This is a genomic window from Vibrio sinensis, from assembly GCF_003605645.1.
In the GTDB taxonomy this organism is placed as follows: Bacteria; Pseudomonadota; Gammaproteobacteria; order Enterobacterales; family Vibrionaceae; genus Vibrio; species Vibrio sinensis.
On record NZ_QVMU01000005.1, the window covers coordinates 55,426 to 75,174 of the forward strand.

18 protein-coding genes are annotated in these 19,749 nt (G+C 42.9%); 2 read left to right on the top strand and 16 right to left on the bottom strand.

The window, feature by feature from the left end:
* Positions 1 to 20: 20 nt before the first annotated feature.
* The 15 genes from astA to pilM form a co-directional block, all read right to left on the bottom strand.
* The gene (gene astA, locus DZ860_RS07815; RefSeq protein WP_120030371.1) at positions 21 to 1,040 is read right to left on the bottom strand and encodes an arginine N-succinyltransferase; all 1,020 of its coding nucleotides are present in this window, start codon (positions 1,038 to 1,040) and stop codon (positions 21 to 23) included.
* Between the two features lie 90 nt (positions 1,041 to 1,130).
* Complete coding sequence (locus tag DZ860_RS07820) at positions 1,131 to 2,354, bottom strand: aspartate aminotransferase family protein (RefSeq protein ID WP_120030372.1); 1,224 nt, start codon at positions 2,352 to 2,354, stop codon at positions 1,131 to 1,133.
* A 400-nt stretch (positions 2,355 to 2,754) separates the two neighbouring features.
* Positions 2,755 to 3,333 (bottom strand): aminodeoxychorismate/anthranilate synthase component II, encoded by a 579-nt coding sequence (locus DZ860_RS07825; RefSeq protein WP_120030373.1) that lies wholly within the window; start codon positions 3,331 to 3,333, stop codon positions 2,755 to 2,757.
* A 156-nt stretch (positions 3,334 to 3,489) separates the two neighbouring features.
* On the bottom strand, positions 3,490 to 4,506 hold the full coding sequence (gene trpS / locus DZ860_RS07830) for a tryptophan--tRNA ligase (RefSeq protein WP_120030374.1): 1,017 nt from the start codon (positions 4,504 to 4,506) through the stop codon (positions 3,490 to 3,492).
* Between the two features lie 106 nt (positions 4,507 to 4,612).
* Complete coding sequence (locus tag DZ860_RS07835) at positions 4,613 to 5,293, bottom strand: phosphoglycolate phosphatase (RefSeq protein WP_120030375.1); 681 nt, start codon at positions 5,291 to 5,293, stop codon at positions 4,613 to 4,615.
* Positions 5,294 to 5,341: 48 nt separating this feature from the next.
* Positions 5,342 to 6,010 (bottom strand): ribulose-phosphate 3-epimerase, encoded by a 669-nt coding sequence (gene rpe / locus DZ860_RS07840; protein WP_120030376.1) that lies wholly within the window; start codon positions 6,008 to 6,010, stop codon positions 5,342 to 5,344.
* A gap of 102 nt (positions 6,011 to 6,112) precedes the next feature.
* Entirely contained in the window at positions 6,113 to 6,940 is an 828-nt protein-coding gene (locus DZ860_RS07845; protein ID WP_120030377.1) for a Dam family site-specific DNA-(adenine-N6)-methyltransferase, read from the bottom strand.
* Between the two features lie 69 nt (positions 6,941 to 7,009).
* A complete protein-coding gene (locus DZ860_RS07850) occupies positions 7,010 to 8,461 on the bottom strand; it encodes an AAA family ATPase (protein ID WP_439333113.1) in 1,452 nt (483 codons plus the stop codon).
* A 32-nt stretch (positions 8,462 to 8,493) separates the two neighbouring features.
* Entirely contained in the window at positions 8,494 to 9,582 is a 1,089-nt protein-coding gene (aroB, locus tag DZ860_RS07855; protein ID WP_120030379.1) for a 3-dehydroquinate synthase, read from the bottom strand.
* Between the two features lie 32 nt (positions 9,583 to 9,614).
* Positions 9,615 to 10,133 carry a shikimate kinase AroK gene (gene aroK / locus DZ860_RS07860; protein WP_120030380.1) on the bottom strand — a complete coding sequence of 173 codons (519 nt, stop codon included), beginning with the start codon at positions 10,131 to 10,133 and terminating at the stop codon, positions 9,615 to 9,617.
* Between the two features lie 345 nt (positions 10,134 to 10,478).
* Positions 10,479 to 12,191: a type IV pilus secretin PilQ gene (locus DZ860_RS07865; protein WP_439333109.1), complete on the bottom strand. Its 1,713-nt coding sequence runs from the start codon at positions 12,189 to 12,191 to the stop codon at positions 10,479 to 10,481.
* 18 nt (positions 12,192 to 12,209) lie between these two features.
* Complete coding sequence (locus DZ860_RS07870; RefSeq protein ID WP_120030382.1) at positions 12,210 to 12,785, bottom strand: pilus assembly protein PilP; 576 nt, start codon at positions 12,783 to 12,785, stop codon at positions 12,210 to 12,212.
* Positions 12,775 to 13,389, bottom strand: a complete 615-nt coding sequence (locus DZ860_RS07875) for a type IV pilus inner membrane component PilO (protein WP_243641829.1) — start codon at positions 13,387 to 13,389, stop codon at positions 12,775 to 12,777. Before DZ860_RS07875 ends, DZ860_RS07870 begins: the two co-directional genes overlap by 11 nt.
* Complete coding sequence (locus tag DZ860_RS07880; protein WP_120030383.1) at positions 13,386 to 13,988, bottom strand: PilN domain-containing protein; 603 nt, start codon at positions 13,986 to 13,988, stop codon at positions 13,386 to 13,388. Before DZ860_RS07880 ends, DZ860_RS07875 begins: the two co-directional genes overlap by 4 nt.
* Positions 13,989 to 13,992: 4 nt before the next feature.
* The gene (gene pilM / locus DZ860_RS07885) at positions 13,993 to 15,045 is read right to left on the bottom strand and encodes a type IV pilus assembly protein PilM (RefSeq protein WP_120030384.1); all 1,053 of its coding nucleotides are present in this window, start codon (positions 15,043 to 15,045) and stop codon (positions 13,993 to 13,995) included.
* 142 nt (positions 15,046 to 15,187) lie between these two features.
* Here pilM and DZ860_RS07890 point away from each other — a divergent pair, with 142 nt between their 5' ends.
* On the top strand, positions 15,188 to 17,722 hold the full coding sequence (locus DZ860_RS07890) for a penicillin-binding protein 1A (RefSeq protein WP_120030385.1): 2,535 nt from the start codon (positions 15,188 to 15,190) through the stop codon (positions 17,720 to 17,722).
* A gap of 61 nt (positions 17,723 to 17,783) precedes the next feature.
* Here the strand turns inward: DZ860_RS07890 and oxyR are convergent, their stop codons facing one another.
* Positions 17,784 to 18,671 (bottom strand): DNA-binding transcriptional regulator OxyR, encoded by an 888-nt coding sequence (oxyR, locus tag DZ860_RS07895; RefSeq protein ID WP_120030386.1) that lies wholly within the window; start codon positions 18,669 to 18,671, stop codon positions 17,784 to 17,786.
* Between the two features lie 190 nt (positions 18,672 to 18,861).
* On the opposite strand from oxyR, the gene DZ860_RS07900 reads away from it, so the two are divergent.
* Positions 18,862 to 19,590 carry a glutathione peroxidase gene (locus tag DZ860_RS07900; protein ID WP_120030387.1) on the top strand — a complete coding sequence of 243 codons (729 nt, stop codon included), beginning with the start codon at positions 18,862 to 18,864 and terminating at the stop codon, positions 19,588 to 19,590.
* Positions 19,591 to 19,749 lie beyond the last annotated feature (159 nt).

A 19,749-nucleotide genomic window follows, 5' to 3' on the forward strand; every position in this document is an offset into this window, starting at 1 on the left:
GTTTCTGTTGTTGGGTTCTATTACTGAGGAAGCATACGTACGTAATCGCCCTCACTAACCAACAGTAAATCTGCTACGTCAGGAGAGATAATGACGCTTTCTGTCTCTTGGTCATAAGCCACTTTTGCTGCTGTGGCACGGAAGTTTTCAAATGAGGTATTTGCGACCAAATAATCTTGCGAGCTAGAGTGCTCAGCAACACTGACTTTGGCCCGTATTGAGTGACGTACAGATTCAATATTACGAAGATCACACTCAACCGTTGGACCGCCATCAAAAATATCGACGTAGTTTCGACAGCTAAAACCCTCTTTTTTCAACAAGCTTAATGCTGGCTTCGTATTCTCATGCACCTGTCCAATAACGGCTTGTGCTTCTTTACTCAATAGGTTGACGTAAATCGGTAACTTCGGCATTAAATCCGCAATAAAACCTTTCTTACCAATACCCGTTAAATAATCCGCCATGGTGAAATCAATGGTAAAGAAATGCTCTTGTAACCACTGCCAAAACGGAGAGTTCCCGTCATCATCTGAAACACCTCGCATTTCAGCAAAAACCGTTTCAGAGAAGCGATGAGGATGTTCTGCCATCATTAAAAATCGGCATTTAGACATCAAACGGCCATTGAGCCCCTGACGAAATACAGGTCTTAGAAACAGGGTGCAAATTTCAGAACAACCCGTGTAGTTATTACCAAAAGTGAGCAACTTCACCACGTTATTCACTCCCAACTTGGGTGATGAATGCACTATGGTGCTGATATGGTAAGAATAAAACGGCACATCCCAACCAATTGACGCTTCAATACCCGTACAACCAGCCACTTCACCAGTCTCGCTATCAAAACCAACCATCAGATAGCCCTCATCACCGGGTTCAGTGACAGACTCTTTGGAAAAGCTGTATTCAGAATGCGTAATGCGGTCAGTCAGAAGCGTTTCATTGACAGGTAAAGAGGTAAAGCCGTGGCCAGATTCAACCGCGCAGGTATGCAACGCATCATAATCTGACATAGAGATAGGACGAACAACTAGCATCGATACTCCCTCCGAATGCTCATAGAGGCCAGTAACTGATTACCGACCTCCAACATAAACTCAATTGAGCTTTTCTATTACGCGTTTCTATTACGCATTTGATGCGACTAAAGACGCGATCGCTTGATCAAGTTTCTCTAGACCTTGTTCGATATCGCGCTTATCAATCACAAGTGATGGAGTAAAACGCACCACATTCACACCGGCAACTAATACCATCAGTCCTTGTTCACCAGCGGCGACAAGAACATCTCGCGCTCGGCCTTGCCATTGCTCATTAAGCACAGCACCTAGCAACAGTCCTTTACCGCGAACTTCACTAAAAATATGGTACTTGTCATTAATTTTAGCTAAGCCTTGACGAAATAGCGCTTCACGCTCAGCTACCCCTTGTAGCGTTTCTGGCTGACTAACAACATCAACGACCGCTTGCGCCACTGCACAGGCAAGAGGGTTACCACCATAGGTCGAACCATGGGTTCCCACTTTCATGTGAGCTGCGAGCTTTGTGGTCGTTAGCATTGCACCGATAGGAAAACCACCGCCGAGCGATTTTGCGGTACTTAAAATATCAGGGGTGACACCCAAACCTTGGTAAGCATAAAAATGTCCCGTACGACCGTTACCCGTTTGAACTTCATCAAATACGAGTAATGCGTTGTGCTTGTCACACAACTCTCGAACGGTTTGGGCGAATTCGTCTGTAGGGGAAATAATTCCACCCTCACCTTGCAGTGGTTCCATCATGACAGCACAAGTGCGATCAGAAATATGTGCTTTCAGCGCTTCAACGTCGTTATAAGGAAGGTGCGTAACATCGCCGGGTTTTGGTCCAAAGCCATCTGAATAAGCAGCTTGCCCACCCACGGTTACCGTAAAGAAAGTTCGACCATGGAAGCCTTGTTTAAATGCGATGATTTCTGATTTTTCAGGTCCGAATGTATCTGCGGCGTAGCGACGAGCTAATTTCAATGCAGCTTCATTCGCTTCAGCACCTGAGTTAGCAAAAAAGACTTTTTCTGCGAAACTCACTTCCGTCAGTTTTTTTGCCAGACGCAATGCCGGTTCATTAGTCATAACATTGCTCAAATGCCACAATTTCTGAGCTTGCTCAGTAAGCGCACTCACCATAGCTGGATGGCAGTGACCTAGACAACTGACCGCAATTCCTCCAGCAAAATCGATATACTCATTACCTTGCTGATCCCATACGCGTGAGCCCTCACCCTTTACTGGAATCATCTCCATTGGGTTGTAACAAGGCACCATCACCTCGTCGAACACACTACGCTCTACGTTATTTTCGATTGTCATTCCACATTCCCTCTCGATACTGCATGTCTCGCAGGTCGTATCCTTACCTGTGTAGAAAGCGCTATCACATACTAAAAGTAAGATATTGTTTTGCGTTTAAGCAGACATTGCATTGTATTTACATTTAATTAACCAATTCAATAGTGTTTTGTTCTTTTTGAAAGCGACAAAAGAACATTAAAATCACTTTCAATGATTAGTTATGCACCAAGACAGTCAATTAATGAAGCAATTTATGCTTATAGATACCATAAGTTCAAGTTAACAGAGCAAGAGAGGAGATCGAGAATTTTTAACCGACATGCTAAAAACGCATAGTTTTGCATCAAAACCAATTGGTCTAAAATATGATTAAAATGTTAAGAAAGGTGATCTGAATCAGGATTTAATAATCAAAAAATCAACGTAACAGGAAATTAGCAAGTAACTGATGACCCTGCTCTGTTTTAATCGATTCAGGGTGAAATTGAACAGCATCAATAGCTAGGGTTTTGTGCTGATACCCCATGATCTCATCCATAGAGCCATCTGCCAGCTCCGTCCAAGCCGTCAATTCAAAACAATCAGGTAATGTATCAGCCTTAACAACTAAAGAGTGGTAACGAGCTACAGTCAACGGATTATTGACCCCTTTAAACACACTCTTACCAGTATGGCGAATCGATGATGTTTTCCCATGCATTACCTGACGAGCCCGTACTACTTGAGATCCAAATACTTGAGCAATAGCTTGGTGCCCTAAACAAACACCTAGAATAGGTAGCTTTCCAGCAAAATACTCGATAGCCGCTAAGGAAATACCAGCCTCATTTGGGGTGCAAGGGCCTGGAGAGATAACTAGATGGCTTGGGTTGAGCGCCTCAATACCTGCGATATCAATATGGTCATTACGGATAACTTGAACCTCTGCGCCCAATTCACAAAAATATTGGTACAGGTTATAAGTAAAAGAATCGTAATTATCGATAATCAGCAACATAGTCAGTGTACAGCTCGAGAATAAGTCTATTTGGGAGCGTTATTGTGCAATATCAATATAGAAAGGCAAAGGATTATTCCATAAAAAAAGGCCAGCAATGCTGACCTTTCCAGTGAGATAACCTGATGCTATCCCTATATTTATGCTTCTATATTTCTATGGACGCGTAACGAAACCGACGGCTTCATATACCTGCTTCAATGTAATCGCTGCACGAGCAGATGCTTTCTCAGCACCTTGCTTCATCACTTGATCCATATAAGCGCGATCAGCACGAATACGGTGGTATTCCGCTTGGATAGGCTCAAGCATTGCAACTAACGCTTCACCAGCATCTTTCTTGAATGGACCATACATTTCCACGCCTTGGTATTTCGCTTCAATCTCTTCAAAGCTCATACCGCTTGCCGCAGAATAAAGACCCATTAAGTTAGAAATACCCGCTTTGTTTTCCCAATCTAAAGCAATACGAGGAGGCGTTTCTGCATCCGTTTGTGCTTTATTGATTTTCTTAATGATCGACTTTGGATCTTCAAGCAGGGTAATCACGTTCTTACGGTTGTCGTCCGACTTCGACATCTTCTTCGTTGCATCTTGAAGACTCATTACACGCGCATTCACTGTTGGAATGTAAGGCTCTGGCACGGTAAAGATTGGCGCTTCAGGAGAATAGATGTTGTTAAAACGAGTCGCGATATCACGCGCTAGTTCCAAGTGTTGTTTTTGGTCACTACCAACAGGAACTTGATGCGCACCATAAAGTAAAATATCTGCCGCCATTAGCACTGGGTAATCGTATAAACCAACGTTTACATCGTTAGCGTAACGTGCAGATTTATCTTTAAACTGCGTCATGCGGTTTAGTTCACCCATTTGGGTGTAGCAGTTAAGAAGCCAACCTAGTTGAGCGTGCTCTGGTACATGTGACTGAACAAATAGCGTGCTCTTTTTAGGATCAACACCAACCGCTAGACAGATTGCTAATGCATCTAGAGTCGCTTCATGCAGCGCTTTAGGATCTTGACGAACCGTAATAGCATGAAGGTCTACAACGCAGTATTGGCAATCATAATCGTCTTGCATCTGTTGCCATTGACGTAGAGCACCTAAGTAGTTACCGATACTTAGTTCACCTGATGGTTGAACGCCACTCAATACGATGGGCTTGCTCATGAGAATGATTCCTTTGACTTCTTAATTAGATAAATAGAAAAAACCGCTAGATGCGGTTTTCTCAGTGTACCCAATGGTAAATATTTTGAAAGATTTTTTCGCGCACTTAAGCGGAAACAGCGATCACTTCAAGTAATTCTGCGATGCTATCCGCGACAAAATCAGGCGATGTTGCTGCGATTGGCTCACCGTGGTTATAACCATAAGTCAGACCAAATGAATGACAACCTGCATTTTTCGCTGCGAGGATGTCGTTCTTTGAATCTCCAATCATGATCATTTCACTCGGTTTGCAGTTATGCTTTTCCATCAACCAATTCAATGCAATTGGGTTTGGCTTACGTTCTGGGAACGCATCGCCACCTAATACATCAGTAAAGAACTGAGCAATGTCATGTTTCGCTAAAACCTCAGGCACAAATTTCGATGGCTTATTCGTCACTAACGCCAAGATAAAACCAGCTTGCTTAAGCTCAATTAAAGTCTCGACGACTGCCGGGTAAAGATGACTTAATTTATGACCACTTTTCTCATAAAAATCGTCAAACAATACACGACCTTCAGCAAGTAGTTCAGGGCTAAGCTCTGGGTTAATGGTTAAGCTTTGGCTTAATGCACGGCCAATTAAGATATCAGCGCCGTTACCGACATAGTCACGGACTTGCTCTTCACTCACCGCTGGAAAACCCAATGCTTGTACAGCTTGGTCAGCAGCAACTGCTAAGTCAGGCACACTGTCGAGCAATGTTCCATCGAGATCGAAGGCGATCAGTTTTAGTTCTTTCAATGCTCTATCCTACTACTTTGCTTTTAATTGTTGCTCTGATTTAGACGATTACGCTTTTGCCAATTCAGCACGCATTTCATCAATCACTTGTTTGTAGTCTGGCTGACTAAAAATAGCAGAACCGGCAACAAACATATCCGCACCCGCTGCTGCGATTTCACGGATATTATCAACCTTCACACCGCCATCGATTTCCAAACGGATATCGCGACCAGAATCGTCAATCATCTTGCGTACAGCACGTAGCTTATCAAGTGTATTTGGGATAAAAGATTGTCCGCCAAAACCAGGGTTGACTGACATTAATAAAATCATATCGACTTTATCCATGATGTATTCAAGGTGGGCAAGTGGTGTGGCTGGGTTTAGTACAACACCCGCTTTACAGCCATGCTCTTTGATTAGCTGAAGGGTGCGATCAACGTGATCTGACGCTTCGATATGAAACGTAATCATAGTTGCACCCGCTTTCGCAAAATCAGGCACGATGCTATCAACAGGTTTCACCATTAGGTGTACATCGATAGGTGCAGTAATGCCGTAATCACGAAGCGCTTTACATACCGGCGCACCAAAAGTTAGGTTTGGCACATAATGGTTATCCATCACATCAAAGTGAACCACATCAGCACCAGCGGCCAGAACTCGTTCAACATCCTCGCCAAGACGTGCAAAGTCCGCAGACAAAATAGATGGAGCGATAAGGAAATCTTTCATACCAAGCCTCTGTGAATTAGTTATTGGGCGTTATTGTTCTAAATGCGCGCAATATTACCTAAGCTCAGAGGCAGAAGATAGGGTCGGTATAGCAATAGTTAGCTAGAGGTCACTTTTAGGATTGAACAAAGCGAGTAGCTCATCAACCTTGTTGCGCCCTGCTCCGTTACGGCTAATCGTACGTTTGACCTTCACGACACTGAGGTCTGCACCATGGTATAAACGGCGAGTTAACGTCGTATCATGGTTTGAAATCAGGACAGGAATACCACGCTCAAATGCTGCTCTTTCAGCAACATCAGCAAGGGCCGCTTGATCATCAAGTGAAAAACCATTGCCTGCGTATGAAGTAAAGTTGGCTGTATTTGAAAGTGGTGCATACGGCGGATCACAGTAAATCACACTGCCTTTGCGAGCACGCTTAAATGTCTCGGTATAGCCCTCACAGATAAAGGTCGCTTTGTGCGCTTTTTCTGCAAAAAACTCTAGTTCTTGCTGAGGGAAATATGGTTTCTTGTATGAACCGAACGGGACATTAAATCCACCCTTTTTGTTATAACGGCATAGGCCATTAAAACCAAAACGATTCATATACAAAAATGCCAATGAGCGATACATCACGTCATCGGTTTTATTGAACTGTTCTCTGACGTGCAGATACGCTTCTTTACGATTATTCTCGGCAACAAACCAACGTTTCGCTTCTGAAATATAAAGCTCTGGGCTCTCTTTCAGTAAGTTGTATAGGTTGATTAAGTCTGGATTAATATCCGCGAGTAAATAATGGTCGTAATCTGTGTTTAGAAAAATAGATCCCGCGCCCACAAACGGTTCCACTAGTTTCCTAGCGTCAGGTAAGTGTCGCTGAATATCTTCGACAAGTCCGTATTTTCCGCCAGCCCATTTTAGGAAGGCACGCTGCTTCTTCATCTACTGCTCTATCTATCGACCACAAATTAAGGCTGCGGAATGTAACATATTTTGCAGCTAAGCTCAGCGTTATTTCACTCTATCTATCTCTCGATGGACCTGATTGAGTGATTTTGCCCAAGGGTCAAGCTGTTGTAGCTTTTCAGGTAACGCAGAAACAGCATCTCGCGCAGACTGAATCGTTGGGAAATTATCAAAAGTAATGATAAACCACTCGGTATCATTGCGAACCGTCGGATAAACGTAAATCTTACGACTTAACTGATGCTTATCGAGAAATAGCTGAACTTCCTCTGGGGAGCTAACAGCCGCAAGCTGCAAAGTATAACTATGAGGTGAAAAACTTTTTAGCGTATCTCTTGCAAAAGAAAAGGCGACTACAGGTGGTGATATCCCCTCAGGTTCAGCCGATGTGCTGTTCTCATTCGAGGGATCAACCGAAGATGAATCCTGCGCAGGCAATGCCGAGTCATTAAGCTTCGACGGTGCCGATTTATTGTCAAGTAAAGCGTCAACGACATCAGAGGTAATGACTAAACGTTTATGTTTATCATCATCAGACTGCCCAACACTCGATGCATCATCTAAAACTTCTGGAGGGAGCGCATCTGAATCATCTTCCGCAGTTTCAATAGCCAAAACAGATTCCTGCTCAGATAACTTGGCTTGTTCAGATGGGATATCTGTTAAGGTCGGGATCACTGTTTGTTCGACAGCCGGTATTATGGATTCATTTTGCTTTGGCATTGAGTTACCCATCATCCACCAGTAACCACCAGCAATGAACAATAGAAGAATCAGCACTAAAATTGCAATCTTAAACGGTGAACCTACTATTGAACGGATGATAATTTTTTTCTCCACTTTCTGCTCCCCTAACGCCATGATATCTCCAGGACGAAGCGCTACTTTCTTATAAGCACTACGCACTCGCTTTTCCATATCGTCTTCAACAAAACGTACGACCAAATGCTCAAAGAAACGGTCCGCGTCATCTGTTGTCAAGGTTTCGATTTCTAACTCGACTGGTTTTAGGTCTTGCCCTTGAGCCAGTCGTGATACTTTGGCTTCAAGGCTATTTTGACGCGAGAATAAAACGACAGTAATTGTCCAATATGGGGTTATTTGTGACTGTAATACCAATCGCCACAACTCTGACAGTAGCGAATCAGAAAGAAGATGAGCATCATCTACAACAATGACCATATCGCATGATTCTTCTGCCATCTGATACGAGAAACTCTCATACAAAGGCAAATTAGCATCAAATGACACACCGGGAATAAGTTGATTCAAGATTGTAGAGCGATGCTGTCCATCGCTCTGGTTAGGGTGACACATCAGTAACGACTGATTCTTGTCTTGAACCCAAGCTTCTAGATAACGCTGAGCAATCCACGACTTTCCGGCACCAGAGACGCCCGTCACGTTGATAAAATTGGAACTAAACTGAGTCAGAAGCTGTAAACGTTCTAATAGTTCCGTTTGTGATTCCAACTCTAACATTCGCGAATGATGCATCATACGTCTCTAGTCACTATCAAATCATAAAATTACAACGTTCGACCGTAGTCGATCGCTTGCTCAATTAATGCTTCTGGAACACCTTTCACGACAGATGCCGTACCTATACTGGTTGGCAGCACTAATCTTAGCTCACCGGACAATACTTTTTTGTCACGCATCATGTGTTTCATGAAATCATCAAACGACATGCTTTCTGGCGTATGAACAGGTAAACGACTTCGACGCAATAAGGCAAGAATGCGCTCAACGTGTTGAGGCTCTAATAAACCATACAACTCAGCAGTCTTAGCGGCCATCACCGTACCTGAAGAGACAGCTTCACCATGAAGCCAGTTTCCATAGCCCAGCTCAGCTTCTATCGCATGCCCAAAAGTATGACCTAAATTGAGCAATGCTCGAATTCCAGACTCTTTTTCATCTTGAGCAACCACTTCAGCTTTAATTTGGCAGCAGCGGGAAATTGCGTAAATTAATGCATCTTCTTCATGCTGAAGTAAACGGTCTAAGTTATCTTCCAGCCAAACAAAGAAATCATAATCATAAATAATCCCGTACTTGATCACCTCTGCTAATCCAGCCGCAAACTCACGCTCAGGCAAAGTCGATAGACAATGGGTATCAATAATAACGGACTTAGGTTGATAGAACGCGCCTATCATATTTTTACCGAGAGGATGATTAACCGCTGTTTTTCCACCGACAGAAGAATCGACCTGTGACAGCAATGTCGTCGGGATTTGGATAAAGTCGACACCACGCTGATAGCAGGCTGCCGAAAAACCAACAAGATCGCCAATGACACCACCACCTAAAGCCACAATAACCACATCACGGCTGTAGTTGGCTTCCAGTAAAAAGCTCATTACGGTATTGAATGTATCGAGCGTTTTGTACTGCTCACCATCAGGTAATTCTAAGAGAGAGGCATAGCATCCATGATGCTTAAGTAACGCGAGAATTTTATCAGCATACAAAGGGGCAACAGTGACATTAGATATCACGACAACTTTTTGTTTTGCTGTTAAAAAAGAAAGGGGAGCCGGATCGTTGAATAATCCGGCGCCAATTGTGATTGGATAGCTACGTTCATCTAAGCTGACCGTAATCCGTTCCATGGTTCGTCTCCAATAACTAGAAATTAAACGTATTAACGTTCTTCTAGCATTTTTACGATCTGGTTGGCTACCACTTTTGCACTTTGATCGTCTGTACGTACAGTGTAATCCGCAATTTCATCATAAAGAGGATTACGTTCGCCGGCCAAAGTCTCCAGTACTTCACGTGGGCTATCTGTTTGTAACAACGGACGCTTTTTGTCACGATTTGTGCGCGCCAATTGTTTTTCAATAGTTGTTTCAAGGTATACAACGATACCGCGAGCAGATAGACGATTTCTGTTTTCTTTGCTCATGATTGAACCACCACCAGTCGCAAGAACAATACCTTGTTCTTCCGTGAGGTCGTTAATCACTTTTTCTTCACGTACACGAAAGCCTTCTTCGCCTTCTACATCGAAGACCCATGCGATATCCGCACCTGTACGCTCTTCAATAACCGTGTCAGAATCAACAAACTCCATATGAAGTTGTTGAGCAAGATGTCTACCAATTGTACTTTTGCCGGCGCCCATAGGGCCAACAAGGAAAATATTGCGTTTCTCAGCCATGTTTAGCAGTAATTTACAACGTTAATTCAATGACATCGCCACAAGAAGTGTCAGCATTAGCTAACTTAAAGAATGCTTGTGGCACCTATTCCTCACAGATGTTTCGTGATAAGACCCGAAATTATCTAGATAAGGTGCGCCTAATGCAAATTTATTTTCAGATTAAGACAATTTTAGGAAGGAAATATCCCCTGCATTCGTCATAAAAAATGAGACGCATCGTTCTATATAGAGGCTTGGAGGGCAATCATACTCATATCACCCTATTTTATCGACTTACTATAAGGAAAAGCTAATATTCCCTGTAATTCGAGCGACGGTACAATAGTAGCTTATATAAGAGAATTATTGCACCACGACTTTCGGTGTAACAAAAATAAGTAACTCACTTTTACCCATTTTTTGATAGCTACGCTTAAATAGTGCCCCAATCAGTGGCAAATCACCCAATAATGGCACTTTGTCTACAGTATCGGCAACACTATGCTGGAATATACCACCAAGTACGATAGTTTCACCATTCTCAACTAACACCTGAGTGCCGATTCGTTGAGTTTCAATAGAGACTGCTTCACCAGTTCCAGTTTTAACAACCGTCCCCGGTCTATCTTGTGTGACATCTAAATCCAGAATTAAGCGGTTATCAGATGTAATTTGAGGCGTCACTTTTAAACTCAACACTGCCTTTTTAAAGGCGATAGTCGTTGCACCACTCGATGAAGATTCAACATAAGGTATCTCGGTACCTTGTTCAATATACGCCGGTTTTTTATTAGTGGTAATCAAGCGAGGGCTCGCAATCACCTCCGCTTTTGATTCAGTTTGTAGCGCCGACAATTCAAGATCTAATAACGTGTCTGAACCAAGTTTGGCGACAGAAAAAGCGATAGACGAAGCATTGGCGGCGGTTGCTGCTAGGTTTACATTAAGAAAATCATCAAGATTTGCCGTGTCATCAAGAATGACAGCTTTATTCCCCTCAAGACTACCACCAACCGTTGTACTGTCATTACTTGAAGAGAACCCCCAGCGTACGCCTAGCTCATCTAGATGCCCTTCACTGATGGTCACAATACGCGCTTCAATTTGAACTTGTTTAATCGGTACATCGAGCGATGTGATAATACGACGTACCACATTAATATTATCTTTCAAATCACGAACCAATAAAGCGTTAGTGCGCTCATCGACGGCGATTGAACCACGCTCTGACAACATGCTCTGTGTGCCATCACCGATTAAGCTCGCAACCTCAGACGCTTTCGCATAGTTAATTTTGATAATTTCAGATGTCAGATCGCCAAACTCGTCTACAAGTCGCTGCTTTTCAAAGCGTTGCTTCGCTTGGCTATCCAGTTCCGATGCGGGAGCAATCAATACCACACTCCCCTCAACGCGCTTATCGAGCCCTTTAACTTGTAAGATAATATCTAAAACTTGCTGCCATGGGATTTCATCTAAACGTAAAGTCACGCTACCCGACACCGAATCGGAAACGACTAAGTTGAAGCCGTTATATTCCGCAATCAACTGCAAAACATTACGAACAGGAATATCTTGAAAATTAATCGAAATCTTTTTTCCTTTCTGATCAAAAAGACTTTTTTTGTTCGCTACATCCACATTGTTGACTGGCTTGATCACAACATGAAGTAAAGGGCCATTCAGGGAGTAGTCATAATCAAAATCACCATTAATACTGACAAGCAATTGCACCTTGCCGTTGCGGCGAAAAACTTCTATCGCATCGACATGAGTTGCGAAATCAGTCACATCAAGCACATATAACTGTTCATCTGATACCTCAGTATCAAGTAACTCTATGCTCAGCCCCTCTGACACTTTTTGTAAATCTACGGCTATTTTTGAATGAATAAGCTCAACCAAAACATTCGCATTATTTTCGTCGCTGATGCGAAAGTCCAAATGATTTAAGCGATTAGCCGATGGTGTCGCATTAGCAAAACTTGATAGTAAGAGAGTCCCAACCAAGAAGAGCAAGCGCGCTTTATTGAAGTAACAAAACATCATTTGAGACTGTATCAATCCATTGTTCATCGTCTTCATTCCCAATGTCTATTTCAACGTTAGTTTCACGTTGCGATGATTCCAGCAACCTAATCCATCAGGAAGCGTTTCTTTAATATTCACATACTCAGAGGTGACCTCGAGCAGTTGTCCATGATTCAACCCCATATAATGCCCTTTCGTCACTTGAGTGAGCATGCCATCAGGCATTTGTATCAGTGCAGACATCACGCCATCGCGGCTCATTACTCCTTTAAGTTTTAGTTCCACAAGAGGGTATCGCTCCAGCGGACTTCTCTCAGTTCTCTCATCGGGTTGCCAACATGCATTGGAGATCTGAGGCTGGTGAGGCACTAAAGCAGCCGATGGCAACTCAAAGGGGTTACGAAGCGAGTGGCTCTGGTATTGAAAGGGCTTAAAGACGACAGAATTCGGAAGTTGCACGGTTTCCTTATTGATTTGTGCTTTTTTCTGAGCAATAAAATCGCCAATCGGGCCCTCTTCTGCACCACAACCCTGCAATAGAACGGCACATAAGCCAGCTTTTGCCAATAAACCCGTTTTTACCAATGAACTGATTTTTACCAGTGAACCAATCTGGACCAATGAACCGTTAGCTTGCATCGTCACTCTCCGACTTTAACTGGCCACTCTCTGATTTAAATTGATAGGTATAGGCTTTGATCCTTAAATGCAAAGTTTGGCTGCCCTCACTGACCCGTTGCCAGTTGACATGATCAAATAGGATCAGTCGCGGCAACTCAGCAATTCTTTGTGAAAAATCCGCGATGTCATCATATGTTCCCGTTAACTCTATATTGAGAGGTAGGCGATAGAAGAAAGGTTGTTGCTGCTTTTTCCCCCACTCGATACGGGTAAACGTTAAGTTACTTTCTAATCCAACGTTGTTAACTGCAGCTAATAAACTGGCGAGTTCTTTCTGTTGAGGAAAATAATGAACGAGTGCTTCTCCTCTACGATGCAGCTCTTCAAGTTGAACCTTTAAAATGGGGAGCTTTGCCGCTTGGTTCATTTTAGTCACGACGACCGATTTCAACTCAACTTCTCGGTTGAACGATACATCTAAGGCATCTAATTTAGGAGTAAGGTAGATAAAATATCCAACCCCGTTAAGCGCGACAAATAGCGCCAGAACAACCATTCGCTGAGCTAACTTCGGCCACTGGGCTACATTTTCTATCTCCAAATCGGAGTAATCGATAGTCACGTTCCTCCTTGATTAGATTGCGAGGAGATAAAAAACGAGACGTCAAATGCTTGGTAGCGATGACCAAAGCGTAATTTATCATGCACAATAGAGTGAATTTCTACGCCGCTCAGACTTGCTGAATGCTCCAAGTTATTAAGCATCGAAGCTAGACGTGCTGTGGTATCGCTGATCCCACGTAACGTTATCTTGCTCATCTTGATACTCTTACCCGTCTGCATGTTCTTATCCGTCTGCATTATGAGGCTATCAAGATAGACACCATCAGGAATCAGAGTAGGAAGCGTGTTAAGCAGTTGCGTGGTTTGATTACGTTGAATCTGTAATTGCTCCACAGTACTCAGCCTAGCAAGTTGTGCCTTATGTTTTTGTTCAACTCTACTCAGTTCAGCAATCTCTTGATTCGCTTTAGTGATATAGGCATCTAGCTCCTTTAAACGCTCACTCTGACGGACTTGTTTGCTCGCTAGATAGTGACCGGAGCCGAATTGAACAACCAAGGTAAGAATCACACACAAAAGCAGTGACAAAATAAAACCTTGTTTGTGTTTCCTTCGCTGAATATCTCGCCAAGGTAAAAAATTAACCTTATGCAGCATGAGATTAACTCCTCCAGTCTATTGCTCTAAGTGCCAAACCAACGGCTGCGGTATAAGCATGACTGTTTAATGAGGAAACTTGCCGACTGACATTGAAATTATCTAGTAATTCAAACGGATCAAGAGGTTCACATTCAATCGCTAATTGCTTGGTTATTTCCAAGAGTAAATTAGGGGTTAGCGCCCCCTCACCCGTTAACCAAATGCCCTGAACAGACAGATCATGTGTCGTCCCTAACATTTGAATATGGCGTTGAAGCTTTTCCACCAAAAGTGAAACGATCGACTCTTCGTTTCGATTCAAATAGTTCTGAGCGTAAAGTGGTTTGGGTTCAGCAAGTTCCATTGGTTCTGTCACCGCCAATGATTCCGCTATGGATTGTCGTTCTAGAATAGGATTGGCCATCATCTGTGTGCCAATAGGAATATCTTTGCTATAAGGAGGCTTATTGAGTAAATCGATACACACCGTCGAGTGCAAGAAACCGATATCAAGCAGAAACCAATCTTGTTTTTGTTGTGCCAAAGCGGCCCGTTGCCAAACTTTTATCAAACTGTGTCCATGCACATCCAGTACTACCGGTTCAAAACCCGCTTTATGAAATGTTGCCATTCGGCTTTCAACCATTTCCTTTCTGGTCGCATAAACTTGAATACTTTGCATGCCTGCTCGAGTATCGTCATCATCTATTTCAGAGTAGTCTAAGCATAATTCTTGGGTAGGAAACGATGTTTGAAGCGAGAAAGCTTGTGTAATGGCATACTCTTTTTCATGATCGTCAAGATCACTATCTATTTGTAATACCTTACTTATTACTGCATTGTCTGGGATCGACAAAGCGACTTGGCGACTAAATAACGGCAAAGCCTTTCTTAGTTCTTTGAGTTTCTTTACAATTTTCTGATAATTTAACGCATGATTATCGGTGAAAATACCCGTTTCAACAGGCAATTCAAGATAATCAGAAAGCACATATGTGCCTTTTGCTGGCTTTAACACCACGGCTTTAATGCTGTGATGGCCTATATCAATGCCAGTAATAGTTGATTTACCCATAAAGCGTCGCTCCATGCTATTTGCTTGGCTCTTATGCTTAGAATTATTGGTTTGATCAGCACAACGACTAAAATAAGCTTATCTTAGGCTTAGAGTACTAGGCTTTATACATTGTAAGCCTCAATTATTCAGGGATTATCCGGTGAAGTTCATAAAGCGACTGTTAATATTCACATTGGTTTGCATAATTATTGGAGTGGGAACAATTTTCGGCTTCTATCTTTATGTAAAACCCGAACTACCCGATGTAGCAACTTTACGAGATGTTAAGTTGCAAACACCGATGCAAGTTTTCAGTAAAGATGGAAAGCTAATCTCCCAGTTTGGTGAAAAGCGCAGAATTCCAGTTAAATACGACGAAATTCCGCAACATCTTGTTGAAGCACTGATTGCTACTGAAGACAGTCGTTTTTACGACCATCCCGGTATTGACCCAATTGGTATCACTCGTGCCGCCATCGTTGTCATGATGTCTGGTAGTGCGAAACAAGGTGCAAGTACGATTACTCAGCAGCTAGCGCGAAACTTCTTCCTTTCAAATGAGAAGAAGATCATGCGAAAAGTGAAAGAGATATTTATTGCGATTCACATTGAGCAATTGCTGACTAAGCAAGAAATCATGGAACTGTACGTAAACAAGATTTTCCTTGGTTACCGTTCGTATGGTTTTGGTGCCGCTGCACGCGTCTATTTTGGTAAAGATCTACAAGACCTTACTCTCAGTGAACTTGCAACGTTAGCGGGCATGCCAAAAGCACCGTCAACAATGAACCCAATTTACTCACTGTCTCGTGCAACTAACCGTCGTAACGTTGTATTGGCTCGTATGTTAGATGAGAAGTACATCACTCAAGCTGAATATGACCAAGCTAAGTCTGAACCTATCGTTTCTCGTTATCACGGTGCAGAAATCGAACTCAGTGCTCCTTATGTCGCTGAGCTAGCACGTGCTTGGATGGTTGAACGTTATGGTGAGGCTGTCTACGAATCAGGAATGAGTGTATACACCACTGTCGATTCAAGACTTCAAGAAGCAGCAAATAAAGCGGCAATTGAGAACCTCATCGGTTATGACGAACGCCACGGCTACCGCGGTGCAGAAAAAGTACTTTGGAAAGCAGGTGCTACCGCCTTTGATACAGAACAAATCAATAAGACTCTCGAAAATGTACCGACTTACGGAGAACTCACTCCAGCAGTTGTCACAAAAGTAGACAACAAGAGTGCGACGGTCATCGTTAAACGCGAGGGTGAACAGACCATTAATTGGGATGGCATGAACTGGGCTCGTAAGTTCATTAACGATGAACGACAAGGCCCAGCACCGAAAAAAGCCAGTGATATTATGGCTGTTGGCCAACAAATTTGGGTTCGTGAAATCGAAACACAAAATAAAGATGGCGAACGCATTTATCATTGGAACTTAAGCCAAGTACCTAATGCGAACACGGCTTTTGTTGCTATGAACCCACAAGATGGTTCAATTTTATCTTTGGTTGGTGGCTTTAACTTCATCCACAACAAATTTAATCGTGTCACTCAATCTGTACGTCAGGTTGGCTCGAGTATTAAACCATTTATTTACTCAGCAGCAATTGATGACGGCATGACGCTGGCTTCATTGGTTAACGATGCACCAATCAACCAGTGGGATCAAAGCCAAGGTACGGCATGGCGACCAAAAAACTCACCACCAACGTACATGGGCCCTACTCGTCTACGTGTTGGTCTTGCTCAATCTAAAAACGTAATGGCTGTTCGAGTACTTCGCGAAGTTGGCCTTGAACGTGAACGTGAATATCTGACTCGTTTTGGTTTTGATATTTCACAATTACCAAAATCTGAAACCATTGCTTTAGGCGCAGGTAGTTTAACACCGCTTAAAATGGCGCAAGGTTTCTCGGTATTTGCTAACGGTGGTTACTACGTAGAGCCATACTACATTGATAGAATTGAAAGCCCATTCGGTGAACTTGAGTACACCGCTTCTCCGAAAACGATTTGTGAGAAAAATTGTCCAGAGACAAACAATGCTTCACAGCCTACTGGAGAGTTTAACGAGCAAGATATTGATATCGATGTAGATGTAACGACAGACCAACCTCAATACGCACCTCATGTTATCAGTGAACAGACGGCATTCTTGATGCGCGAAATGATGTACAGCAACATTTGGGGTGGTGGTAACTGGCGTGATGGCACCGGTTGGAACGGCACAGGTTGGCGAGCTCAAAAACTAGAACGTCGCGATATTGGTGGCAAAACCGGTACAACGAATGACTCGAAAGATGCATGGTACAACGGTTTTGGTCCAAACTTAGTCGCTGTTTCTTGGGTTGGATTTGATGATCACTCTCGTAATCTTGGAAGAACCAAACCTAATGCTAACCTTGGTAAGAATCAAACATCAGGGGCAGAAGCCGGTGCAAAAACAGCGCAACCAGCTTGGATAGAGTTCATGCGCCTTGCTCTCGCGAATACGCCAGAGCAACCGAAAGTACTTCCACCAAATATCGTTCGTATTCGTATTGATGAAGCCACTGGCTTACTCACCAATAAATCAGATTCGAGCACTATGTTTGAGTACTTCGAAAAAGGCACTGAGCCAACTGAATACGCTCAAGATGAACTAACTGATAATATTTATTCAACCACGGAAGAAGAAGAGTTGTTCTAACGGATTCTTTTGCAAAAAGGGTTGCCAATTGGCAACCCTTTTATATTTATGCGTACAACGATTAGCTCGCTAACTGCAGCTTAATCGTATTAGCTAACTGTTCAAATCGCTCTCGCAACGGGGAGCCAGGACGATAAGCTAAAACGAGGCTTCGTGATGGAGTTGGATTCACCGCCGGCAAATAACAGACACCATCTTTTTGCTTCTCTTTTGGCAAGGATAATTGAGGTAATAAGGTAATCCCAGCCCCAGCTGCCACCATATTCCTTAATGTTTCCAAACTCGTCGCTCTGAACCTTTCATCATCTTTTGCGCCTGCAGCAAAACAAAAACCCAGAGCTTGATCTCGTAAACAGTGACCATCGCCTAGCGCTAAGACTGTTTTGCCTTTGAGCTCAAGCATTTCAACTTCATCTAATTTCGCCCACTCATGATCACAAGGTACTGCGACGCTCAAGGGTTCGTTAAATACTTCAATCTCTTTAAACGCCTCAGTCTCTGACACGGACGCCAGTACCAAGCAATCAAGTTTGCCATCTTCCAATTGACTTACTAATTGATTTGTTTGAGCTTCATGCAAAAATAACTCGAGATCTGGATATTGCTCTTTAAGATGAGGAATAATACGAGGCAAGAGATAAGGTCCAACAGTGGGTATAAAACCGATATGCATCGGCCCTGTCATATCTCGGCTCTGACCACTCGCCATTTCTTTAAATGTTTTTACTTCACTAAGAATGCACTTAGCTTGCGTGACCAATTGCAAACCCGCATCTGTAAATAAAACACGGCGACTACTGCGCTCTAGTAGCGCGGTACCCAATTCATCTTCTAACTTACGAATTTGCCCGCTCAATGTTGGCTGACTAACAAAACAGGCCTCAGCCGCTTTACGAAAATGCTTATGCTCAGCCAAGGCAACCAAGTATTCAAAATCTCGTATATTCATACGCCCTACCAATCAATCGACGAAGAAACTATTAACCATTACAATTAATAGAAATAACCTATCAAAACCATAGCATCAAACGATTAGAGCTATCAAAGTTTTTTTTTAATAATGGGCTCAACAAAACGAAACAGAGCGGCGAAAAAGATTAAGCTCTGAACCGAATTATCCAATTATTAAGGAAACAATTATGTTTGCATCTAAAGAAGGTCAAGCGGTACCACAAGTTACTTTCCCAACACGTAAAGGTGATGCTTGGGTTAACGTGACTACTGACGAACTATTTAAAAACAAAACGGTAATCGTATTTAGCTTACCAGGTGCATTTACACCAACATGTTCATCTAGCCACCTACCTCGTTACAACGAGCTACACTCTGTGTTCAAAGAAAACGGTGTTGATGACATTCTGTGTGTTTCAGTAAATGACACATTCGTAATGAACGCTTGGAAAGCGGACCAAGAAGCTGAAAACATCACATTCATCCCAGATGGTAACGGTGATTTTACAGATGGTATGGGCATGCTAGTTGAGAAGAACGACATTGGTTTCGGTAAACGTTCATGGCGCTACAGCATGCTGGTTAAAAACGGCGTGGTAGAAAAAATGTTCATCGAAGAAGACGTACCAGGTGACCCGTTCAAAGTTTCTGATGCTGATACAATGCTGAACTACATTGCTCCTGAACACAAAGAGCAAGAGTCAATCACAGTATTCACTAAGCCAGGCTGTCCTTTCTGTATGAAAGCAAAACAGAACCTAATCGACAAAGGTCTGAACTACGAAGAAGTGGTACTAGGTAAAGACGCAACAACAGTAAGTCTACGTGCTATCTCAGGCCGTACAACGGTTCCTCAAGTATTCATCGGTGGTAAACACATCGGTGGTAGCGAAGAGCTAGAAGCATTCCTAGGCTAACTTGCCTGTAGGCTAGTCATTCTATCGAAAGCACTAGCCTAATTTCTCCCGACAAGCTTTAACGTTTAACGAAAGGTTGTCGGGAGAGTCTCCCTAAAAAAACAAAATTTCAATTTAGATAAGTAGCAATCCTTATCGAAGGGTCTCTATTTATCTAAA